The organism is Georgenia sp. Z1491 (assembly GCF_049856175.1).
In the GTDB taxonomy this organism is placed as follows: Bacteria; Actinomycetota; Actinomycetes; order Actinomycetales; family Actinomycetaceae; genus JB111.
Window position 1 is genome coordinate 1 of the sequence record NZ_JBNDNA010000004.1, and the last position, 21,227, is coordinate 21,227.

The window sequence follows — 21,227 nt, forward strand, 5'->3', positions numbered from 1 at the left end:
AGCACGAGGGCGTCGAGGTCGGCCGGGTCCACGTGGTTGAGCATGGCGCCCATCGCCCCGGGCCCCAGGTCGAGGACGATCGAGTGCACCCGCTCCGTGCCGTCCGGACCGGGGCCGCTCGCCTGGACGAGGTAGGCCGACGCCGCGGAGTCGGGTCCGGACATCGATCCGGCGCAGCCGATGACGGTGAGCCTCACAGCGCGACCGCCCCTCGGCTGGTGGGTTCGACGCTGCTGACCTCGGGACCGAGGAAGCGGCGCGCGAGCCGCTCGAACTCCTCGGGGTCCCCGGTGGACAGGAACCTGTGCTGCGGCGGCCCGGCGGCAGGGCTGCGCTCGATGTCGTGGGCGACAAGCGTGCGGTAGACGTCCTTCGCGGTCTCCTCCGCGGAGGAGACGAGGGTGACGTCGGGTCCCATGACGTAGGAGATCGCCCCCGTCAGCAGCGGGTAGTGGGTGCAGCCCAGCACGAGGGCGTCGAGGTCGGCCGGGTCCACGTGGTTGAGCATGGCGCCCATCGCCCCGGGCCCCAGGTCGAGGACGATCGAGTGCACCCGCTCCGTGCCGTCCGGACCGGGGCCGCTCGCCTGGACGAGGTAGGCCGACGCCGCGGAGTCGGGTCCGGACATCGATCCGGCGCAGCCGATGACGGTGAGCCTCACAGCGCGACCGCCCCTCGGCTGGTGGGTTCGACGCTGCTGACCTCGGGACCGAGGAAGCGGCGCGCGAGCCGCTCGAACTCCTCGGGGTCCCCGGTGGACAGGAACCTGTGCTGCGGCGGCCCGGCGGCAGGGCTGCGCTCGATGTCGTGGGCGACAAGCGTGCGGTAGACGTCCTTCGCGGTCTCCTCCGCGGAGGAGACGAGGGTGACGTCGGGTCCCATGACGTAGGAGATCGCCCCCGTCAGCAGCGGGTAGTGGGTGCAGCCCAGCACGAGGGTGTCGACGTCGGCATCCTTGGCGGGCGCGAGGTACTGCTCCGCGATCTCGAGCACCTCGGGGCCCGAGGTGATGCCCGCCTCGACGAGCTCGACGAACCGCGGCGCAGGAGCGATGGTCAGGTCCAGGCGGGGAGCCGCGGCGAAGGCGTCTCGGTAGGCACCGGAGTCGACGGTCGCGCGCGTGGCGATGACGCCGACCCGTCCGGTGCCGGTGGCTGCGACCGCACGCCGCACGGCCGGTCGGATGACCTCGACGACGGGCACCCCCGCGTCGAGGGCGTACCGTTCGCGTGCGTCCGCGAGGACGGCTGCCGAGGCGGAGTTGCAGGCGATGACGAGGAGCTTGACACCGGCGGTGACGAGCTCGTCCATGACCTCGAGCGCGAGCTGGCGGACCTCCCCGATGGGGCGCGGGCCGTAGGGGCTGTTGCGCGTGTCACCGATGTACACGACCTGCTCGTGCGGGAGCTGATCGATGACGGCACGAGCGACCGTCAGGCCTCCGACGCCGGAGTCGAAGATGCCGATCGGCGCATCATTCATGGCGACGACGCTAGTTCGACCGGGGTCGCGTGTGCAGCGCGTTGATCAGTGACTCCTGCCACCAGGTCAAGGACGTGTAAAGGATCGCCATGGCCTCGAGGACCGCGTCGGGCCCGTCCGTGGCGCCCGAGCCGGCGGCCTCGGCGCGCGCGTAGAGCTCCTCGTCGCTGAGGGTGTCCCCCAGACCGAGCCGCGTGGCGAGCACGAGGCGGACGTCGTTGACGGCGCGCAGCACGTCGGCCTCCTCGCCGTCGCGGACGAGGAACGCGCCGTCGGGGCCCGTCGGGGTGTCGAGCTCCTCGACGACCGCCGTGAGGCGCTGGATCTTCTCGGCGCGCAGCGGCGCCTCGGTGAGCTCGCGCAGCTCGCCGGCGATCGACTCGTCCTCGGACATCGCGGGCAGGAGGCGGGCGAGCGCCGGGTCGGTCGGCGGCCGGTCGCCGGCGGGTCCGGCATCGGTGGGGACGAAGTCGAGGGCCGCGAGGACGGCGTCGTCGCCCGTGGGGGGCGCGGGCTCGGTGCCCGCGGCGCCTCGACCGTCGGTTCCTGCGTCACCGGGCGCCGTGCCGGCGCCCTCCGTCTCGCCCGGCGGCTCGCCGTGCCCCAGGAGCGAGGCGACGTCGGAGAAGGGCCGGGCGAGGAAGAGCCGCTCATGGACGTCGAGGCGCGAGGCGATGCCGCCCCGCACGCGGCGGAAGGGGTCCATGTCAGTCCTCGCCCTCCTCGATCGTGGCCCACAACCCGTACCCGTGCATGGCCGCGGCGTCCGCCTCGACCGACTCGCGCGAGCCGGTCGACACGACCGCGCGGCCATCCTGGTGCACCTGGAGCATGAGGCTGCGGGCCCGCGCCTCCGGATAGCCGAAGTAGGTGCGGAAGACCCACGTCACGTAGGTCATGAGGTTGACCGGGTCGTCGTGCACCACGCAGCGCCAGACCGGCGCCCGCCGCGCCTCGGGCTCGGCGCTCGCCTCGGCGAGCCGGTCGGTCTCCGGGGCCGCGGGAGCCTCCGGGGCGGCCGGTGCCACGGGTCGGACCATGGCGTCCACGATAACGTCCGCCGCCGGGGTCACGGCCTCGCGCGGTCCGGGCGCGGCGACGCCGACCCCTCGCGACTAACCTTTGTCCATGAGCCCCCGCGCATCGACCGCGCTGAAGACGGACATGTACGAGCTGACCATGGTCGAGGCCGCAGTGCGCTCCGGGACCGCCGAGCGTCGCAGCGTCTTCGAGGTGTTCAACCGCCGGCTCCCGCCGCGGCGGCGGTACGGCGTCGTCGCGGGCGTGGGACGTCTCCTCGATGCGCTCGGCGACTTCACGTTCGGCCCCGCCGAGCTCGACTACCTCCACCGCGAGCAGATCGTCTCCGAGGAGACGATCGACCGGTTGCGCGAGTACCGGTTCACCGGGGACGTCGTCGGCTACCCCGAGGGCGAGGTGTTCTTCCCCGGGTCGCCGATCGTCGTGGTCGAGGGCACGTTCCTCGAGGCCGTCGTGATCGAGACGCTCGTGCTGTCGATCCTCAACCACGACAGCGCCGTGGCAGCCGCGGCCTCCCGAATGGCGACGGCGGCGCACGGTCGGCCGCTGCTGGAGATGGGGGCCCGCCGTACGCACGAGGACGCCGCGGTGGCCGCGGCTCGCGCGGCGGTCGTCGGCGGCTTCTCCGCGACCTCGGTCCTCGAGGCCGGCCGCCGGTACGGCATCACCGCGATCGGCACGGCCGCCCACTCGTTCACCCTCCTCCACGACTCCGAGGAGGAGGCGTTCGCCGCCCAGGTCGACGCCCTCGGGCCCGGGACCACGCTGCTCGTGGACACCTACGACGTCGAGCGCGGGGTCGAGCTGGCGGTCGCGGCCGCGCGCGCCGCCGGCGGCGAGCTCGGTGCTGTGCGCCTCGACTCGGGCGACCTCGTGGCGCAGGCGTTCACCGTGCGCGCGCAGCTCGACGCGCTCGGCGCCACGACGACGCGGATCACCGTGACCTCCGACCTGGACGAGTACGCGATCGCCGCGCTCAACGCCGCGCCCGTGGACAGCTACGGCGTGGGGACGAAGCTCGTCACCGGCTCCGGACACCCGACCGCCGAGCTCGTCTACAAGCTGGTCTCCCGCGTGGGCGCGGACGGCCGGCCGCACGAGGTGGCCAAGCGGTCGACGTCGAAGAAGTCGGTCGGCGGGCTCAAGCGGGCGGGCCGGATCGTCGACGGCGCCGGCCGCGCGGTCGAGGAGCTCGTCGTGTCCGGGACGTCGTCGGAGCAGGTGTGGGCGGAGGTCGACCGACAGGGGGCGCGCCGCCTCATGGTCGACCTCGTCGTCGGCGGCGAACCGGTCGCCGAGCACCACGGCCCGGGTGCGCTCGGGGCCGCCCGGGAACGGCACGCCGAGGCGCGCGCGGCGCTGCCGTACCCGGCATGGCGACTCTCGGAGGGCGAGCCGGCGATCCCGACCCGGCACGTCGACGTCGACGCGAGCGACGACACCTAGCAGCCGAGGGGTCTCGCGTCCCTGCCCCCGGGTCGCCGGGACTGCGGATGGTGGTCAGCGAGTGTGCGGCTGTCGACCCGCCCAGGTCAGCTGAAGTACGGGCCGGCCGCGCCCCGGACGTCCGACGGGCGCCCCGTCTTCTGCCTCGTGCCACCGGGCCGGGCGATCGACACGGCGAGCCCGACGACGACCAGCCCAACGCCGATCCACTGCAGCCAGCCGATCTCGTGCTCGTGGACGCCGACGACGATCGCGAGCGCGCCGAGCAGCAACGGGGTCAGCCACCAGCCCACGGGGTCCTCCTCGGTCGTGCTTCTCGTCGGTGCGTGGTCAAGGTTCTCACGCGCCGGTGCCCGCGGGCCGTGGCAGTCCTCCCCGTCCGGGCGTCGCGCGCACTCGCCGAGCAGAACTCCGCTCACTCGTCGGTGGCGGGGGTCAGCGACCGCCGACGAACCACTTCCTCACGAGCGCGATGCGTGCCTCGATCTCCTCCGTCGACGCCGTGGCCACCTCCGGGCCGCCGCACCGCGAGCGCAGCTCGGTGTGGATGACACCGTGGGGCGTCCCCGCCCGGCGCGACCACGCGGACACCAGGGAGGACAGCTCCTTGCGGGCCTGGGCGCGCCGCTTGTGCTCGTCGACCCCCGCGTTCGCCGCCCGACGACGCGCGGCCGCCGCCTGGTCCTTCTGCGCGGCAGCCTGCTTGGCCTGCCGCTCGCGCAGCAGCGTCGTCACCTGCTCCGGCTCGAGCAGCCCGGGGATGCCGAGGTACTCCTGCTCCTCGGGCGACCCGACGTCGGCCTCGGTGCCCCAGTGCCCGCCGTCGAACAGGACCCGGTCGAACGTCGCCTGCGAGCCGAGGGCGGCGAAGCCGGGGAGCGCGAGCTCGTCGGAGGCCTTCTCCTCGCGGTTCGCCTCTGCCAGGAGCGCGTCCTCGGGCACGACGAACTCCTCCTCCCGCACCGGTCGGTCGAGGGCGTGGTCCCGCTCGGCCTCGAGCTCGCCGGCGAGCGCCAGGAGCGGACCCACCGAGGGTAGGAACAACGATGCGGTCTCCCCGCGGCGCCGGGCGCGGACGAACCGTCCGACGGCCTGCGCGAAGTACAGCGGGGTCGCGGTCGTCGTGGCGTACACGCCGACGGAGAGCCGGGGCACGTCGACACCCTCGGACACCATCCGCACGGCCACCATCCAGCGCTGCTCGCCGCGGGCGAAGTCCTCGATGCGGTCCGACGAGCCGGCGTCGTCGGACAGGACGACGACCGGCTCCTCGCCCGCGATCCCGGCGAGCACCCGCGCGTAGGCGCGAGCGGCCGCCTGGTCGGTGGCGATGACGAGGCCGCCCGCGTCCGGGACGGTCCGCCGCACCTCCGTGAGCCGGGCGTCGGCGGCCGCGAGCACCGACGGCACCCATTCGCCGTCGGGGTCCAGCGCGGTGCGCAGGGCCTGGGCGGTCTGGTCCTTCGTCAGCGGCTCGCCGAGCGAGGCGGCGATCTCGTCGCCCGTGCGGGTGCGCCACCGCATGAGCCCGGAGTAGGCGAGGAAGATGACGGGCCGGACCACGCCGTCAGCGAGCGCCTGACCGTACCCGTAGGTGATGTCGGCGCGGGAGCGTCGGATGCCGTCGGCGCCGGCGATGTAGTCGACGAACGGGATCGCGGCCGTGTCGGAGCGGAAGGGGGTGCCGGTCAGGGCCAGGCGGCGACGCGCCGGCTCGAAGGCCTCCCGGACGGCGTCGCCCCAGGACAGCGCGTCCCCGCCGTGGTGCACCTCGTCGAGGATGACGAGGGTGGGCTCGGTCTCGGTGCGCGCCCGGTGCAGCGCGGGGTTGGCGGCCACCTGCGCGTAGGTGAGGGCGACGCCGTCGAAGTGCGCCCCGTGGCGCCCCTGGGCGTTGGTGAAGGACGGGTCGAGCGAGATGCCGACGCGCTCGGCCGCGGCCGCCCACTGGGACTTCAGGTGCTCGGTCGGGCACACGACGCTCACGCGCCGCACCTGACCGGTCGAGAGCAGCTCGGTGGCGACCCGCAGCGCGAAGGTCGTCTTGCCCGCGCCGGGGGTCGCGACGGCGAGGAAGTCCCGGGCGTCGAGCTCGCGGAACCGGTCGATCGCCTCGGCCTGCCAGGCACGCAGCGGAGCGACCGTGCCCCAGGCGGCACGCTGCGGGAAGGCCGGCGAGAGCTGCTCGGCCGCGGCGGTCGACGGCGCCTGGGGCGCGGGCGGTCCCGCGTGCTGGGGGGTCGGCTCCGACCTGGACGTCTGGCGGGCGGTCACTCCCCGCGGCCCCGGCCGAACGGCCAGCCGCGGCGTCCGCCACCTGAGCCCTCGCCGCCGCCGAGACCCTCGTAGATCTCCTTGCAGGTGGGGCAGACGGGGAACTTCTTCGGGTCACGGCCCGGCGTCCAGACCTTGCCGCACAGGGCGATGACGGGCCGCCCGGCCTCGACCTTGTCCTTGCGGACGTAGTGGGCGTACCGCTCGGCGTCGCCGGCGTCGAGCCGCTCCTCGTGCTCCGTCTCGGTGCGCTCGAGGACGTCCGTGGAGGTCGCCGGGCCCGCCGGGGCGGCGTGCGGCTGGTTCTCGTCCGGGATGGAGCTCATGACCGCCAGTCTAGGTCTCGGTCAACGCGCCCGGCAGTCCCCTCAGGCGTCGCGAAGACCACGCGGGTGTGTCGCGCCGGCCAGGTGCGGCGGCTCGGCTCGAGCCGGAACGACGACGGGCGGGCGGCGGCAGCCACCACCCGCCCGTCGCGGAGCCCGAGGTCACTTCGAGGAGACGGCGTCCTTGAGCTTGGAGCCGGCCGAGACCTTGACGCCGTAGCCGGCGGGGATCTCGATGGCCTCGCCCGTGCGCGGGTTGCGGCCGGTGCGGGCCGCGCGCTCGACGCGCTCGACCGAGAGCAGGCCCGTGACCTTGACGGGGTCGCCGGCCTTGAGCGACTCGATGAGGACGTCCTGGAAGGCGCCCAGGGCGGAGTCGGCCTGAGCCTTCGTCAGGGAGGCGCGCTCAGCGATGGCGGCCACGAGCTCGGTGCGGTTGACGGACATGTAATCCCTCTCGTCGTACGTGGTGAGCGCCCGGTGGAGCGCAGTGCGACGAGACTACGCACAGATCTGGCCCCATGCGTGCTTCGGCAGGCAGAAATCGGCGGTGTGGCGCCGATTCATCGGCCAGTCGCGTCACGTGGACACCATGAGTCACACCCGCAACAGGGGTGCGGGGCGCGGCACGCCGCGTCCCGGGTCATGCCGCCCGGCCGGGGGCCAGGCCGCGGGTGAACCGGTCCGGCGACAGACCCGGCACGGGGTGAGGGGCGGAGCCGTCCACGTGCCCGGCCACGAGCTCGGCGGTGACGGGCGCGAGCACGAGCCCCCACATCCCGTGCCCGACGGCGAGGACGAGGCCGTCCGCCGCCGCCGACGGGCCGATGGCCGGCAGGCCGTCGGCCAGGACGGGCCTCTCCCCCGCCCACGTGTCGACGACCACGCGGCCCGTGAGCGCGGGGACGGCCCGCGCGGCGACCCGGACGAGGTCGGCCGCGCGACGACGGTCGAGGGGACGTCCCTCCGCGCCGAGCTCGAGGTACCCCGACACCCGGACCCGGTCCTGCATGGGGGTGACGACCACACGGTGCTCGACGAGCCGGACGGCCACGGCGGGGTCGCCCGGTCCGCGGGCGAGATCGACGACGTACCCGCGACCGCCGCGCAGCGGCAGCCGCAGGCCGGCATCCCGGGCGATCGCCGCACTCCCGAGTCCCGCGGCGACGACGACGTGGCGCGCGATGAGCGGCCCGCGGTCCGTCCGCACCCCGACGACCGCGCCGCGGGCGACGTCGAGCCCGGTCGCGCGGGTCCCGAACCGCACCTCGCCGCCGTTGTCGCGCAACGAGGAGAGCATCGACCGGACGAACCCGCGACTCTCCGTCACGGCCTCGTGCGGATGCAGGTCTCCGCCGACGACCGGGCCCAGTGCGGGCTCGAGCGCGCGCAGCTCGGCCCCGGACAGAGCGGACGCCACGCCGCGCCGGGCGCGCCCGGCGCCGGTGAGCCGGACGTCGACCGACCCGGTCCGCGACCAGGAGTCGTTGAGCCCCGAGCGGTGCAGCTCCTCGTGGAGCTCGGCGCTGCGGTGCGCGAGCCGGCCGAGCTCCTGCGCGGTGGCCGCGACGCGCCCGGACGCGGCCGCGGCGAGGAGGCGCGTCGCCCACCCGGCGAGGCTCGGGTCGGGGTGCACGCGGACCGCCGGGGGGCGGCGACCGAGCTGCCGGGCGGCGTCCCGCAGGGCGCCCGGCGTCGACAGGGGCCCGACGTGGGCGGGGGCCAGCAGGGCGGCGTTGGCGTAGCTGCAGCCCCCTCCGACATCGTCCGACGCATCGAGCACGACGACCGAACGGCCGCCCGCCGCGAGGTGCCGCGCGACGGTCGACCCGACCACACCGGCGCCGACCACGACGACGTCATGGGTCCCGCCTCCTGCCGCCGCGGTATGAGAACCTGACTCGTCCGGATCCGTCATGGAGCGACGGTAGGTAGGCCCTCCCGGGCGCGGGATCACCCCGTCGGGAGGAGCGCAGGGAGGAGATGGGCGTGGACGGGCGAACCCGGGTGCTGCTCGTCGACGACCATCCGGTCGTCCTGTGGGGCATCAAGAGCCTGCTCATGCACCGGCCGGACATGGAGATCGTCGGCGAGGCCGGCTCGGCGGCGGAGTCGCTGCGCGCGGCCGGCCGCCTGGGCCCCGACGTCGTCCTCCTGCCGGCACGTCTCGGCGGGGAGTTCATCGGGATCGACCTGGGCCGTCGGCTGCGTGCCGTGTGCGACGCGCGGCTCGTGCTCTACACGGCCTTCAGCGAGGACGTCCCCACCGCCGGCCTGGTGCGGTCGGGTGAGGTGACGGTCATCCCCAAGACGACGGACGGACCGGCGCTCGTCGAGGCCCTGCGCACCGTCTCGGGCGCGGCCGGCGGACCGGGCGCGGCCGGCGGACCAGGCGCGGCCGGCGGTGCCGGGGCCGCGCGGCCGGCCGCGGCCTCCTCCCTCGGGAACGAGGCCCGGCTCACCGAGCGCGAGCGGGAGGTCCTCGGTCTGCTCCTCGAGCACCGGACGAACCCCGAGATCGCCGCCGAGCTCTTCCTCGAGGTCTCCACCGTCAAGACGCACGTCCGCAACGTCCTGCGCAAGCTGGGCCTGCCCACGCGCAGGGCGCTGTTCACGGACGCCCGGGGCCCGGCGGACCGAGGCGCCGGCGCCCTGTCTCCTCCCTCCGGGGGGATGCTGACCGGTCGGGCTCGTCCCTAGGGTCGCTCCGATGAGTCTCAGCGAGGAGATGTCCGAGGTCGATCTGCTGCTCGTGGGTGCCACTCTCGCCGACGGCACCGGTGCGCCCCTGCGTGCCGGCACGGTGGGGGTCGACGACGGCCGCGTCGTTCTCCTGCTGCGCCCGGACGCGCCCGAGCCGCCGGCCCGCGAGCGGATCGACCTCACCGGGCTCGTCCTTGCTCCCGGCTTCGTCGACATCCACTCCCACGCGGACTTCTCGCTGTGGGGCTCGCCGGCCGCCACCACCGTCCTCACGCAGGGCGTGACCACGCTGGTGTCCGGCAACTGCGGCTGGTCGCCGTTCCCGCACGACGGCGGCCCGGACCTGCCCTCGGCGTCGTCGTTCTTCTCCCCCGAGGTCCCCTGGGACGCGACCGGTCCCGGCTCCTTCGCCCGGACGGTGCAGGAGCGCGGGACCGGCGTCGGTCTCGCGCTGCAGGTCGGCCACTCCGCGCTCCGGCTCGCCGCCGTCGGCCCGAACGACCGCCCGGCCACCGTGAGCGAGATCGACGTCATGCGCGGCCTCCTCGCCGACGCCGCGGCCCAGGGGGCCCGCGGCTACTCGACTGGGCTGACCTACGCCCCGTGCTCCTTCGCGACGACGCAGGAGCTCGTGGCCGTCGCCGAGGTCGCGGCCGAGCTCGGGCTCACGTACTCCACGCACGTGCGGAACGAGGCGGGCTCGCTGCTCGAGGCGGTGGACGAGGCGCTGGCGATCACCCGGGCCACCGGGGTGCGCACGCAGATCTCCCACCTCAAGGCCCTGGGTGCCGCGAACCACGGACGGGTCCACGAGGCGATCGCCCTCATCGAGGCGGCGGTCGACGAGGGCTTCGACGTCGGCTTCGACGTCTACCCCTACACCGCTTCCTCGACGACGCTGACGAGCCGCCTGCCCGCCTGGGCGATGGCGGCCGGGGTCGACGGACTGCTCGAGATTCTTTCCGACGACCGGCGCCGCAGCGAACTGAGCGACCAGCTCGACGCCGGCGCCCAGCCGCTCTTCGAGCCGGACCGGCTGGTCGTCGCCGCGGTCGGCGGGCGGGACGCGGCGGGAGGCGACCAGGGGCCGGCCGGAGTGGTCGGCCGGTCGCTGTCCGACGTCGCCCGGGACAGGGGCACCACGCCGGGCCGGGCGGCCGCCGAGCTGCTCCGTCGGGGATCCGGTGCGGTCACCGTCGTCGCCCACGCGATGGCCGAGGCCGACGTCGAGGCCGTGCTCACGCATCCGCTGTGCGCCGTCGCCTCCGACGGGTGGGTGCTGCGCGCCCGGGGTGCGGGTCATCCCCACCCGCGCAACTTCGGGACCTTCCCGCGCGTGCTCGGCCGGTACGTGCGCGAGCGCGGTCTGCTCGACCTGCCCGAGGCCGTGCGGCGGATGACCTCGCTGCCGGCCTCACGCTTCGCCCTGGCCGATCGCGGCGTCCTCGGGGTCGGTGCGCGCGCCGACCTCGTGGCGTTCGACCCGAGGACGATCGCGGACCGCTCGACGTTCGAGGAGCCGTGGGAGCTCTCGGACGGCGTCGAGCACGTCTGGGTCGGCGGTCGCCCCGCCGTGGTGGGCGGCCGGGTCACCGACTCCCGCCACGGCACCGTGATCACCGACCGGCCGCCTCGACCGACCGCTTCCGACCACGTCCCGACCTCACGGAGGAACCGATGAGTCACCCTGTCCCTGCCTCCGACGAGAGGCTCGAGCACGGGGCGTCGGCCCTGCGTCAGCGCATCGGGATGGTCGTCGCCCTCGGCGGGCTCGTCACCGCCGTGGTGGTCGCCCTGACCGTGGACGGCCAGCTCGGCATGTGGGGCCTGTTCCCCGTCGTGGTGTACGCCGTGCTCGTCCTCCTCGAGCTCAACGTCGTCCTGTCGACGGCGATCGCCCTGCTCGTCGCGCTCGTCATGTCCCGGACCACGCCGGTCGAGGCGGGCACCCTGATGTCCGAGTCGCTCGGGTCGTTCATCGCCGTCGTCGGGCTCATCATCATGCTCGGCGGCGGCCTCGGCGCCGTCGCCTCGGAGACCGGGGCGGCCCGCACGCTCGTCGCCGTCCTGCTCCGCAGAGTGGGCATGAGCACCCCGGGGCGCGCGCAGGTCGGCATCATGCTCGCCTCGACGGTCCTCGTCGGCGCGCTGGGCACGCTCGCGGGCGCCAACGCCATCCTCGCGCCGCTGGTCATCCCCGTGGCGGCGGCCGCGAGCCGGTCCCGGCCGGCCGTGGCGATCATGCTGCACACGGCCGGTGCGGCGGGCCTCGTCATCGGGCCGTACACGCCGCCGGTGGTCTCGATCATGCGCGCCGCGGAGATCAGCTACGTCGACTACCTCCTGCACGCCGGTCTGCCGATGGCGGTCGTGGTGTGGGGCGTCGGGTTCGTCATGGCGCGCGTGATCCATCGCCGCACCGCCGGCGACCAGTACGAGGAGGAGGTCGCCGCCCGCTCCGAGCTCGACCGCCCCTCGACGGCGAGCGAGAAGCGCGCCGCACTCGCCTTCATCGGCACGATCCTCGTGATGACGGCGCTCGGCATCTGGTTGGAGCCCGGCTTCACCTGGGCGATCGTCACCATGCTCGTCACTACCGTGACCACGGCGCTGGCCGCGGGACTGGCCGCCCCCAGGGTGATGGACGCGTTCTTCCGCGGTGCCGGCAGCCTCGTCTGGCTGTTCCTGCTGTTCTGGCTGTTCAACCCGCTGCTCGTCGTCATGGAGGGCTCCGGGGCGTACGAGAGCATGCTCTCCGCGCTCGAGCCCACCCTCGAGAGCGTCGGCCCGTGGGGCTTCCTCATGCTCGTGCTCGTCGTCGGCTGGATCGGCATCGCCGGGGCCGCCGTGGCGCAGGTCGTCCTCATCAACCAGCTGTTCGCGCCGCTGGCCATGTCGCTGGGTATCCCGCCGGGGCTGTGGGCGGCCGCGCTGCTGGGCGGCAGCCAGATCGACTGGTTCGGCCCGTTCCCCAACGCCGACATGATCGCGCAGATGGGCCTCGCCCGGTCGTCCAACCTCAAGATGATGCTCATCAACGGCTGGACCGTCATGGCGGCCACGCTGGTGATGTTCGCGGCGCTGTTCCTGCTCGTGCTGTGACCGGCCGTCCACGCGCGGCGCCGGACGCGCTCGAGCCGGCGCTGGCCGAGCTCGCCGAGCGCTCCCCGGGGACCTGGTCGTTCGCGGTCTCCACGGCGGCCTGGGAGGCCGGCGCGCGCGCCGACGACGCCGTGCCGGCCGCCAGCACCGTCAAGACTGTGCTGGCGGTGGCCGTCCTGCGCGAGGTCGACGCCGGGCGGCTCGACCTGGGGCAGCGGCTGACGGTCCCGGAGGTCCGTACCGGGGGGTCCGGGACGCTGCGGCTGCTGGGGTCGGTCGAGGCGCTCACGCTGGGCGAGACGCTCACGCTCTGCCTCGCCGTCAGCGACAACACCGCCACCAACATGCTCATCGACCTGCTCGGCCTGGACGCGTTGGGCGAGCACGTCGCGGCCCTGGGGCTGCGCACCACCGCGCTGCGCCGGCGGATGATGGATGCGGCCGCCGCGCGTGAGGGTCGGGACAACGTCGCGTCCGCGGGCGAGCTCGCGGTGCTCTACCGGCGCGTCGGGGCGGGCGAGCTCCTCACGCGTCGCTCGACGCAGGTGCTGCTGACGATCCTGGCCGAGCAGACGGCGAACGACCGGATACCGGCGGGCGTCCCACCCGGTGTCGAGGTGCTGCACAAGCCCGGTGAGCTGCCGGGGCTGCGCCACGACGCCGGGCTGCTGCGGATCGGCGGCCAGGAGATCGGCTTCGCCGCCCTCGGCTCCGACCTGCCCGACGCCGGGGCGTCGACCCTCGTGTCGGGCGAGGCTGCGCGCGTGATCGCCGAGGCCGCGCGCCTGACGGTCCGCCACGTGCGGCAGGGCTGGGCCGTCGGCGATCGACCCGCGGGGTGAGCGCGAACGAGCCCGCCTGGTCACTGCCCGCGGGGCGGGCCGGCTCCCGCGCGCAGGGCACCCGCCCACACGGGCGGACCGGAGCCGGCCCGCCGGGGTTCCCGGTGTCGGTGACCGGCGCTAGCGTGTGAGGCGTCGACCGCGCATCGGTCGACGGGTGCCTGCGACGCCGTGGGCGCCGGACAACGAGTCGCCCGCCGGGCGGCGTCGCACGGGAGGAACCCGTATGACCGTCACACTCGTCCCCTACCTCAACTTCCAGGGCACCGCGGCCGAGGCCATGGAGCACTACCGGTCCGTGCTCGGCGGCGAGCTCGAGGTGGACACGCACGCCTCGTTCGCGCAGAGCACCGGAGGCGAGCTCATGGTTCCCCCGGAGCAGGCGGACCTCGTCATGCACGCCCAGCTGACCACCCCGTTCGGCTTCCAGGTCATGGCCGCGGACGTCCCCGCCGACATGCCGCACACGCCCGGCAGCAGCGTCCAGATCTCCCTGGTCGGGGACGCCGAGGACAAGGAGGCGCTGACCGCTGCGTTCCACGCGCTCGCGGAGGGCGGCGAGGCCACGCAGCCGCTCGAGGAGGCGCCGTGGGGCGCCTCGTTCGGGATGGTCACCGACAGGTACGGCATCGGCTGGATGTTCAACATCGGCTGACCGCAGGCCCGGGCCGGCTCAGCCCGCCAGGTCCGCCATCAGCTCGAACAGGTCGGACTTGCCCTCGAACCCGATGCCGGGCAGCTCGGGCAGCGTGACCTTCCCGTCGACGACCCGGGCCCCGTCGGGGAACCCGCCGAACGGCTGGAACAGGTCGGGGTAGGACTCGTTGCCTCCCAGGCCGAGCCCGGCCGCGATGCTCAGCGACATCTGGTGACCGCCGTGCGGGATGCAGCGCCGGGGGGACCAGTCGTGCTCGCGCAGCATCTCGAGGATGCGCAGGTACTCGACGAGCCCATAGCTCAGGGCACAGTCGAACTGCAGCCAGTCGCGGTCGCGTCGCATCCCGCCGTACCTGATGAGGTTGCGCGCGTCCTGGGCGGAGAAGAGGTTCTCGCCCGTGGCCATCGCCCCCCGGTAGGCCTGGGAGAGCTGCGCCTGGAGCTCGAAGTCGAGCGGGTCCCCCGGCTCCTCGTACCAGAACAGGTCGTAGTCGCTCAGCGCCTCCCCGTACCGCAGCGCGGTCTCCAGGTCGAAGCGTCCGTTCGCGTCGACGGCGAGGGTGGCGCGCCCCGCGATGACCTCGTGGATGGCGTCGATCCGCCGCAGGTCGGTGTCCAGGTCGGCGCCGCCGATCTTCTTCTTCACGACGGTGTACCCGCGGTCGAGGTAGCCGCGCATCTCGTCCTGCAGCGCACGCAGGTCCTGACCGGGGTAGTAGTAGCCCCCGGCCGCGTAGACGAAGACGTCGCGGTCCGGCGTCCCGTCGCCGTACCGGTCGGCGAGGAGCTGGTAGAGCGGCACGCCCGCGATCTTGGCGACCGCGTCCCACACCGCCATGTCGATGGTCCCGACGGCGACGGACCGCTCACCGTGGCCGCCCGGCTTCTCGTTGGACATCATGGCGTCCCACACGGCCGACGGGTCGAGGTTCTCCCCGGTCTCGTCCAGAAGCGAGGCCGGGTCGGCCTCGAGCACGCGGGGGATGAACCGCTCACGCATCATCGAGCCCTGCCCGTACCGCCCGTTGGAGTTGAAGCCGAACCCGACGACCGGGCGGCTGTCGCGCACGACGTCGGTGACAACGGCGACGAGGCTCAGGGTCATCCTGCTGAAGTCGATGTAGGCGTTGCGGATGGGCGAGCTGATCGGGAACGTGCGCTCGCGGATCTCGACGATCCTCATGGATGGGCTTCCTCTCGGTGGGGACGGGCGTCCGGGGCGGGTGCGGGCGGGACGACGCCCGCCCCGCGCGGGACGTCGTCGTGCTCGGTCTCAGAGGCCCAGGACGGGCAGCCGGATGTACAGGAACTCGGCGAACAGGTAGTTGAAGACGACCAGGAGCACCACCGCGACGGCGACGTCGAGGACGACGCCCTTCCAGGTGGGGCGCTCCTTGCGCATAAGGAACGCGGTGAGGACGAAGAACACGATGCCGCCGACCACGTACCCCAGGAAGGGCAGCGAGAGCACCCAGCCCGAGAGCACCGCGACGGCGACGAGCAGCCGGAGCACCGGAAGCCGCTCGAGGTCCTGGTCGTCTCCGCCGCTCACGTCCTTGCCGAGGAGACCGAGGACGACGAGGACGAGTCCCAGCACGCCCAGGACGAGGATGATCGGGTCGGGGAACGTTCCCCCGTAGGGCGTCGTGTAGCTGCGCTGGCTCCAGAAGACGCCGGCGACGGCGACGACGAGGGCACCGACGAGGATGTTGACCTTGGACGAGGCCGTGAGAACGCGTGCCATGTCAGTCCCTTCCGCCTCGGTGCTCGGCCTGGCCACGGTCGGTGGTGGCCCCGTCGTGGTCGTTGGCAGCGTGAGCGTCGGACACCACCGTGTCGTCGTCGGCCAGTGCCGACGCCTTCTCCGCCTCGTGCGCCTCGGTCAGCTCGGACTCCAGGTCCGTGGCCGTCCCGCGCCTCTTCCGAATGCCCTGGATCACGGGCCAGAGCAGCGAGATCACGGTCATCGCGATGAGCACGATGCTGATCGGGCGGGTGAAGAAGGACAGCCACGGGGTCGCGTCGCCCTGCGACGTCAGCAGGCCCTGGACGAGACCGGTCTCCGCGATCGTGCCGAGGATCAGTCCCAGCACGATCGGTGCGGAGCTGATCCCGACGAGCCCAAGGAGGTACGCCAGCACGCCGAGGACGAGCATGATGACGACGTCGACGACCGACGAGCGGACGGCGAACGCACCGACGATGGTCAGCACCATGATCCCGGGCGCGAGGTAGCGGGCAGGAAGCGCGAGCACGCCGCGCTGCAGGCCGCGGCCGGCGATGAGCCCGACGGGCACCATCATGATCGCGGAGACCGCGAGCGCGACGATGAGGGTGCCGACGAGGTCGCCCGAGGTCTCGAAGAGCTCGGCGCCGGGGCGGAGCCCGTGCAGCAGCAGGACTCCGAGGATGATCGCGTCCGGCGGCGTGCCCGGCACACCGATCGTCAACGTGGGGATGAGGCCGGCGCCGACGGTGGCGTTGTTCGCGGACTCGGCGGCGACGACGCCCTCGACCTCGCCCTTGCCGTAGTTCTCCTTGACCTTCGAGGCTCGCTTTGCCTCGCTGTAGGCGACGAGGTTGGCCACGCTGCCCCCGGCCCCGGGCAGGATGCCGACGACGGTGCCGATGACGGCCGAGCGGATGGCGTTGAACGGCTTGCCGACGGTCTGGCCGATCATCCGCCAGACGCTGTCGCGCTCCTTCGGTGCCAGCTCCATCTCCGCCTCGCGGCCCTTGCGGGCGATGAGCTTGATGACCTCGGGGATGGTGAAGAGGCCGACCATCGCCGGCACCAGCGGGACACCGCCCTGGAGCATCGGCTCGCCGAAGGTGAAGCGGACGTCGCCGCCGACGGGCGCGATCCCGATGGTCGCCAGGAGCAGTCCGATGGCACCGCCGATGACCCCCTTGAGGATCGAGCCGGTCGACATGCTGACGATGATCGTCAGACCGAAGATGGCGACCCAGAAGTACTCCTGGGGGCCGAACCGCAGCGAGAAGTCCGCCAGCGGCGGGGCGAGGAAGATGAGCGCGACGACGCCGACGATGCCGCCCACGAGCGAACCCATGGTGGCGGCGACGACCGCGAGCTCGCTCTTGCCCTTCTTCGTCATCTTGTAGCCCTCGAACGCGGTCGCGACGGACGACGGCGTGCCGGGGGCGTTGACGAGGATCGCGGTGAACGAGCCGCCGTAGATGGCCCCCATGTAGAAGGCCCCGAGCAGGACCATCGCGTTCGTCGGGTCCATCGTGAACGTGAAGGGGACCAGGAGCGCCAGTCCCATCGTGGCGCTCAGTCCTGGCATGGCGCCGATCGCCATGCCGCCCGCCGTGCCGACGAGCACGAGGAGCAGCGTGGACGGCGCGAGGTTCGCCAGGAGTCCCTGGCCGAGCATCTCCAGCATGGTCTCTGCTCTCAGCCGCCGGTGGTCAGAGCAGGCCGAGACGCTCGAACAGGTCGGTGTAGACCTCGCGGCGCTCGTCGATGAGCTCCCGGGCCTCGTCCGGCCCGATGTTCTCGAGCACGAACCCCTGCTGCTCGAACTGGGAGACGAGCTCCTCGTCCTCGTTGACCTCCTCGAAGGCAGCGACGAGCTGGTCGATGATCTCCTGCGGCGTCTCGGGCGGGACGGCGACACCACGGTAGGCGCCGTCGGCAAGGTCGACGTCATTCTCGATGAAGGTCTCGTACTCCTCCCACTGCGGGAGGCGCTCCTCCGTCGCGACGGCGAGGACGCGGACCTGGTCGCCGAGCTGGTCGATCATCGGCGTGTAGGTCATGAGCGCGTCGACGTGGCCGCCGAGGAGCGCCGGGGTCGCCGCGCCGGTCCCAGAGAACGGGGTGTAGGTCGTCTCGATGCCCGCCTCGTCGTTGAGCAGGAGGGTGCCGACGTGGTTGGCGCTGTAGTCGCCCGACCCGCCGATCGACAGGGTGCCGGGGTTCGCCTGGGCCTCCTCGACGAAGTCCGCGAAGGTCTCGATCTCGCTGTCGGCGCTGACCATGAGCACGTTCGGCGTGCTCTGGAAGAAGTAGACGTGCTCGAGGTCGTCGGTCTCGTAGCCGGCGTCGTCGCGCATCATCGGCTGGAGGATGATGTGCGGGATGTTGTGGCCCATCACGGTGTAGCCGTCCGGCGCGGTGCGGGTGAGCTCGGACCACGCGAGCGCGCCGCCGCCGCCGGGCTGGTTGGAGACGGTGATGTCGACCCCGAGGGCCTCCGCCAGGGGGTTCTGCTGGAGGCGCGCGGTGATGTCGGACTCGCCGCCGGCGTCGAAGGCGACGACGTAGTCGATCGGCTGCTCGGGGTAGTCGGCGGCATCGCCGCCGCCACCGCCGCAGGCGGCCAGCAGGAGCGCGCCGGCCAGGAGCGGCGCCGCGGTCTTCGTCGGTCGGTTCATCTCTCGTCCTCCGTTGGATCGTGTCGTGCGAACCGGGTACGTGCGTCGTGCGCGTGGCGGCGACGCGGTGGGCGCGTCGTCGCCGGATGGTCGGCCGGGGCGGGCCCGGCCAGCCGGTCAGCGGGCGGCGGTTCCTGCACCGGCCCGGGCGGTCGCGGCGTCGCCGGCGGAGCGCAGCTCGGCGAGCAGCGCGGACGTGACGTCGGCTGTGCCCGAGGTGCCGCCGAGGTCGGGGGTGAGCACGCCGGAGCCCGTCACGGCGTCGACGGCGGCCCGCACCGCGTCGCCGGCGTCCGTCAGGCCGAGGTGGTCGAGCATGAGCGCACCGCTGAGCACCGCGCCGATGGGGTTGGCGACCCCGGTCCCGGCGATGTCGGGCGCCGACCCGTGGACCGGCTCGAACATCGACGGGAAGCGGCGGTCGGGGTCGAGGTTGGCGCTGCTGGCCAGCCCGAGGCTGCCGGCGAGCGCGCTGCCGAGGTCGGAGAGGATGTCGGCGTTGAGGTTGGAGGCGACGACCACCGAGAGCTCCTCAGGACGCAGGACGAACTTCGCCGCCATCGCGTCGACGAGCACGCTCTCGGTCTCCACGTCCGGGTAGTCGGCGGCGACCCGGCGGAACACGTCGTCCCACAGGACCATGCCGTACTGCTGTGCGTTGGACTTGGTCACACTCGCGACCTTCTTGCGGTCCCGCGTGCGGGCGAGGTCGAACGCGAAGCGCATGATGCGCTCACAGCCGGACTCGGTGAACAGCGAGCTCTGCACGGCGACCTCGCCGCCGTCGCGGGCCGAGAAGTTCCGGCCCCCGATGCCCGCGTACTCCCCCTCGCTGTTCTCCCGGACCACGACCCAGTCCAGGGGCGTGGTGTCGGCCTTGCGCAAGGGGCTGGTGATCCCGGGGTGGAACACGACCGGCCGGACGTTCGCCCACTGGTCGAACCCCTGGCAGATGGCGAGCCGCAGGCCCCACAGGCTCACGTGGTCCGGGACGCCGGGCCAGCCGACGGCGCCGAAGTAGATCGCGTCGTGCTCCCTGAGCCGCTCGAGGCCGTCGGCCGCCATCATCGTGCCGTGCTCGGCGTAGTACTCGGAGCCCCACGGGTACTCGGTCCACGTCAGGTCCGCGTCCCCGCCGGTCGCGGCGACGGCCTCCTCGAGGACCTGCCGGCCGACCTCGACCACCTCACGCCCCACCCCGTCGGCAGGGATGACGGCAATGCTCAACGACTTCGTCACGACACGCTCCTGTGCGGCTGCGGCTGTGCGCTGCGTCCTCGCAGCGACCCGGACAGTGAAGCGCGTGGCAGCGCAGCGCGTCCAAGACGAGTTGCGGATCATTCAGATAGGCAGCAGCTATCGTCCCAGCGAATCGTGGCCGTTCAGACCGAGCAGGATCGGCGCTCTGATAGGTCGCGCCTCGGTATCGTCCCGTCATGGACGCCCGACAGCTCGAGTACTTCCTCGCCGTGGTCGACGAGGGCGGGGTGCACCCGGCCGCCGAGAAGCTCTTCGTCGCGCAGCCGTCCGTGTCGCAGTCGATCAAGAACCTGGAGCGCAGCCTGGGGACGGACCTGTTCACGCGCACGGGCCGCTCGCTCCGGCTCACCGCCGCGGGCGAGGCGCTCGTCTCCCCCGCCCGGCAGGTGCTGCACTGGCTCGCGCTGTCGCGCGCCAACGTCGAGGCGGTCTCCGGGCTGCGCCAGGGGCGCCTCGTCATCACGACGATGCCGTCGCAGGCGGTCGACCCGCTCCCGGCGGTGCTCGACGCCTTCACGCGCCGGTACCCGCTCGTCGAGATCGTCATCCGAGCGGCCGGCACGCCGTCGACGGTGAGCACACTCGTGCTGTCCGGGACCGTCGAGGTCGGGGTCGCGGCCACGACGACGCCGATCGACTCCGGCAGCCTCACCCTCGTGCCCGTCACGCACCAGGGCTTCATCGTCGTCGCCCCGCGCGACAGCAGCCTGCCCGCGGGCCGGGCGCTGACCTACGCCGACCTCGAGGGGCTCCGCCTCATCGCCGGCCAGGAGGGGACGGGGATGCGCAAGGTCGCCGACGAGGTCGTCGCGACCAACCGCTCGACGTCCGTCGCGATCGAGTCCGAGCACCGCGAGGCCATCCTGCCGATGGTGCTCGCGGGGACGGGGACCGCGATCATGGCCGAGGGCTGGCGCTCGCTCGCCCGCCACGCCGGCCTCCAGGTCAACGACCTGCGCACCGAGGTCGGGCTGACGGTGGTCGCCATGCACCGGTCGGGCGAGCTGAGCCCCGCCGCCTCGGCGTTCGTCGACGTCTTCCGGTCCGCCGGGTCGCTCTGAGCGGTCGGCGGAAAAAGACGCGACACACCCGTGGCCACCCTCGTAGCGTGAGCGGCATGACGCAGCACTAGAGGACGCGCACGGGACGAGGCCACGTGACGCGCGAGACGACACGGGAGCCGCCCCTGCTCCTCGACGTCGGGCATGCCTGCCCGACGGGGCGATCACCCACGACCGGGCGCTCGAGCACTGCCCGAGCACGCCCCTGACGCACGCACACCCGACGGGCGCTCCCGCGCGCCCACCACCGCGAAGGACACCCCATGCCCATCCCCAGCACCCTCGACCCACCCCTGATCGGCACCGCCGTCCGGGACGCCGGTGTCGACGAGCCGATCCTCGTGATCCGTAAGGAGCACGGCGCCACGGTCACCACCCCCGAGGTGCACGCGCCGACGGCCATCCCGCGCAGCGGAACCCTCGCCGTCGTCCGACGCCTCCTCGGCCACGACGTCGGCGACGATCTCGACGCGAGCACGGGCTACGAGCGCGCCGAGCTCGGCCGGCACCTGCTCGCCGCCGGACTCCTCCGGTGAGGCGGACGGGCCGCCGAGCGGGAGACTCGCACCCTCCTGGCTCGTCGGCACGCACGCGAAGGATCCCGAACCGTTCGGTTCGGGATCCTTCGTCGT

The 21,227-nt window shown here is 73.3% G+C and carries 21 protein-coding genes and 2 pseudogenes; 8 read left to right on the plus strand and 15 right to left on the minus strand.

The window, feature by feature from the left end; genetic code table 11:
* The 5 genes and pseudogenes from ACPYO4_RS05150 to clpS all read right to left on the minus strand — a co-directional run.
* Window positions 1–197, minus strand: a pseudogene (locus ACPYO4_RS05150) (MBL fold metallo-hydrolase); the annotation flags it as partial.
* Window positions 194–481, minus strand: a pseudogene (locus ACPYO4_RS05155) (glutamate racemase); the annotation flags it as partial. The pseudogenes ACPYO4_RS05155 and ACPYO4_RS05150, both read right to left, overlap by 4 nt.
* A gap of 176 nt (window positions 482–657) precedes the next feature.
* A complete protein-coding gene (murI, locus tag ACPYO4_RS05160; RefSeq protein ID WP_425708145.1) occupies window positions 658–1,482 on the minus strand; it encodes a glutamate racemase in 825 nt (274 codons plus the stop codon).
* Between the two features lie 10 nt (window positions 1,483–1,492).
* The gene (locus ACPYO4_RS05165; protein ID WP_425708146.1) at window positions 1,493–2,188 is read right to left on the minus strand and encodes a DUF2017 family protein; all 696 of its coding nucleotides are present in this window, start codon (window positions 2,186–2,188) and stop codon (window positions 1,493–1,495) included.
* A 1-nt stretch (window position 2,189) separates the two neighbouring features.
* A complete protein-coding gene (gene clpS / locus ACPYO4_RS05170) occupies window positions 2,190–2,522 on the minus strand; it encodes an ATP-dependent Clp protease adapter ClpS (RefSeq protein ID WP_425708147.1) in 333 nt (110 codons plus the stop codon).
* An 88-nt stretch (window positions 2,523–2,610) separates the two neighbouring features.
* Here clpS and ACPYO4_RS05175 point away from each other — a divergent pair, with 88 nt between their 5' ends.
* Window positions 2,611–3,969: a nicotinate phosphoribosyltransferase gene (locus tag ACPYO4_RS05175; RefSeq protein ID WP_425708148.1), complete on the plus strand. Its 1,359-nt coding sequence runs from the start codon at window positions 2,611–2,613 to the stop codon at window positions 3,967–3,969.
* Window positions 3,970–4,055: 86 nt separating this feature from the next.
* Here the strand turns inward: ACPYO4_RS05175 and ACPYO4_RS05180 are convergent, their stop codons facing one another.
* The 5 genes from ACPYO4_RS05180 to ACPYO4_RS05200 form a co-directional block, all read right to left on the minus strand.
* The gene (locus tag ACPYO4_RS05180) at window positions 4,056–4,262 is read right to left on the minus strand and encodes a hypothetical protein (protein WP_425708149.1); all 207 of its coding nucleotides are present in this window, start codon (window positions 4,260–4,262) and stop codon (window positions 4,056–4,058) included.
* Between the two features lie 142 nt (window positions 4,263–4,404).
* Complete coding sequence (locus tag ACPYO4_RS05185) at window positions 4,405–6,243, minus strand: DEAD/DEAH box helicase (RefSeq protein WP_425708150.1); 1,839 nt, start codon at window positions 6,241–6,243, stop codon at window positions 4,405–4,407.
* Window positions 6,240–6,569: a DUF3039 domain-containing protein gene (locus ACPYO4_RS05190; protein ID WP_425708151.1), complete on the minus strand. Its 330-nt coding sequence runs from the start codon at window positions 6,567–6,569 to the stop codon at window positions 6,240–6,242. The genes ACPYO4_RS05185 and ACPYO4_RS05190 overlap by 4 nt, the downstream gene beginning before the upstream one ends.
* A 162-nt stretch (window positions 6,570–6,731) precedes the next feature.
* Complete coding sequence (locus ACPYO4_RS05195) at window positions 6,732–7,016, minus strand: HU family DNA-binding protein (RefSeq protein WP_425708152.1); 285 nt, start codon at window positions 7,014–7,016, stop codon at window positions 6,732–6,734.
* Between the two features lie 196 nt (window positions 7,017–7,212).
* On the minus strand, window positions 7,213–8,487 hold the full coding sequence (locus tag ACPYO4_RS05200; RefSeq protein WP_425708153.1) for an NAD(P)/FAD-dependent oxidoreductase: 1,275 nt from the start codon (window positions 8,485–8,487) through the stop codon (window positions 7,213–7,215).
* 71 nt (window positions 8,488–8,558) lie between these two features.
* Here ACPYO4_RS05200 and ACPYO4_RS05205 point away from each other — a divergent pair, with 71 nt between their 5' ends.
* From ACPYO4_RS05205 to ACPYO4_RS05225, 5 genes are all read left to right on the plus strand, one after another.
* The gene (locus tag ACPYO4_RS05205; protein ID WP_425708154.1) at window positions 8,559–9,269 is read left to right on the plus strand and encodes a response regulator transcription factor; all 711 of its coding nucleotides are present in this window, start codon (window positions 8,559–8,561) and stop codon (window positions 9,267–9,269) included.
* Window positions 9,270–9,279: 10 nt separating this feature from the next.
* Window positions 9,280–10,953 (plus strand): N-acyl-D-amino-acid deacylase family protein, encoded by a 1,674-nt coding sequence (locus ACPYO4_RS05210; RefSeq protein WP_425708155.1) that lies wholly within the window; start codon window positions 9,280–9,282, stop codon window positions 10,951–10,953.
* On the plus strand, window positions 10,950–12,374 hold the full coding sequence (locus ACPYO4_RS05215; protein WP_425708156.1) for an SLC13 family permease: 1,425 nt from the start codon (window positions 10,950–10,952) through the stop codon (window positions 12,372–12,374). The genes ACPYO4_RS05210 and ACPYO4_RS05215 overlap by 4 nt, the downstream gene beginning before the upstream one ends.
* Window positions 12,371–13,216, plus strand: coding sequence for a serine hydrolase (locus ACPYO4_RS05220; RefSeq protein WP_425708157.1), 846 nt, complete (start codon window positions 12,371–12,373; stop codon window positions 13,214–13,216). The genes ACPYO4_RS05215 and ACPYO4_RS05220 overlap by 4 nt, the downstream gene beginning before the upstream one ends.
* A gap of 226 nt (window positions 13,217–13,442) precedes the next feature.
* Window positions 13,443–13,871, plus strand: coding sequence for a VOC family protein (locus tag ACPYO4_RS05225; protein WP_425708158.1), 429 nt, complete (start codon window positions 13,443–13,445; stop codon window positions 13,869–13,871).
* Between the two features lie 18 nt (window positions 13,872–13,889).
* Here ACPYO4_RS05225 and ACPYO4_RS05230 read toward each other — a convergent pair whose 3' ends face one another.
* From ACPYO4_RS05230 to ACPYO4_RS05250, 5 genes are all read right to left on the minus strand, one after another.
* Window positions 13,890–15,056: a mandelate racemase/muconate lactonizing enzyme family protein gene (locus ACPYO4_RS05230; RefSeq protein ID WP_425708159.1), complete on the minus strand. Its 1,167-nt coding sequence runs from the start codon at window positions 15,054–15,056 to the stop codon at window positions 13,890–13,892.
* Between the two features lie 90 nt (window positions 15,057–15,146).
* Window positions 15,147–15,617 carry a tripartite tricarboxylate transporter TctB family protein gene (locus tag ACPYO4_RS05235; RefSeq protein WP_425708160.1) on the minus strand — a complete coding sequence of 157 codons (471 nt, stop codon included), beginning with the start codon at window positions 15,615–15,617 and terminating at the stop codon, window positions 15,147–15,149.
* A gap of 1 nt (window position 15,618) precedes the next feature.
* The gene (locus ACPYO4_RS05240) at window positions 15,619–17,280 is read right to left on the minus strand and encodes a tripartite tricarboxylate transporter permease (protein ID WP_425708161.1); all 1,662 of its coding nucleotides are present in this window, start codon (window positions 17,278–17,280) and stop codon (window positions 15,619–15,621) included.
* Between the two features lie 25 nt (window positions 17,281–17,305).
* Window positions 17,306–18,274, minus strand: coding sequence for a tripartite tricarboxylate transporter substrate binding protein (locus ACPYO4_RS05245; RefSeq protein WP_425708162.1), 969 nt, complete (start codon window positions 18,272–18,274; stop codon window positions 17,306–17,308).
* Window positions 18,275–18,391: 117 nt separating this feature from the next.
* Window positions 18,392–19,513: a tartrate dehydrogenase gene (locus tag ACPYO4_RS05250; protein WP_425708163.1), complete on the minus strand. Its 1,122-nt coding sequence runs from the start codon at window positions 19,511–19,513 to the stop codon at window positions 18,392–18,394.
* 197 nt (window positions 19,514–19,710) lie between these two features.
* Between ACPYO4_RS05250 and ACPYO4_RS05255 the strand changes: the two genes are divergently transcribed.
* Window positions 19,711–20,595, plus strand: coding sequence for a LysR family transcriptional regulator (locus ACPYO4_RS05255; RefSeq protein WP_425708164.1), 885 nt, complete (start codon window positions 19,711–19,713; stop codon window positions 20,593–20,595).
* Between the two features lie 263 nt (window positions 20,596–20,858).
* A complete protein-coding gene (locus ACPYO4_RS05260) occupies window positions 20,859–21,131 on the plus strand; it encodes a hypothetical protein (RefSeq protein ID WP_425708165.1) in 273 nt (90 codons plus the stop codon).
* Window positions 21,132–21,227: the final 96 nt, after the last annotated feature.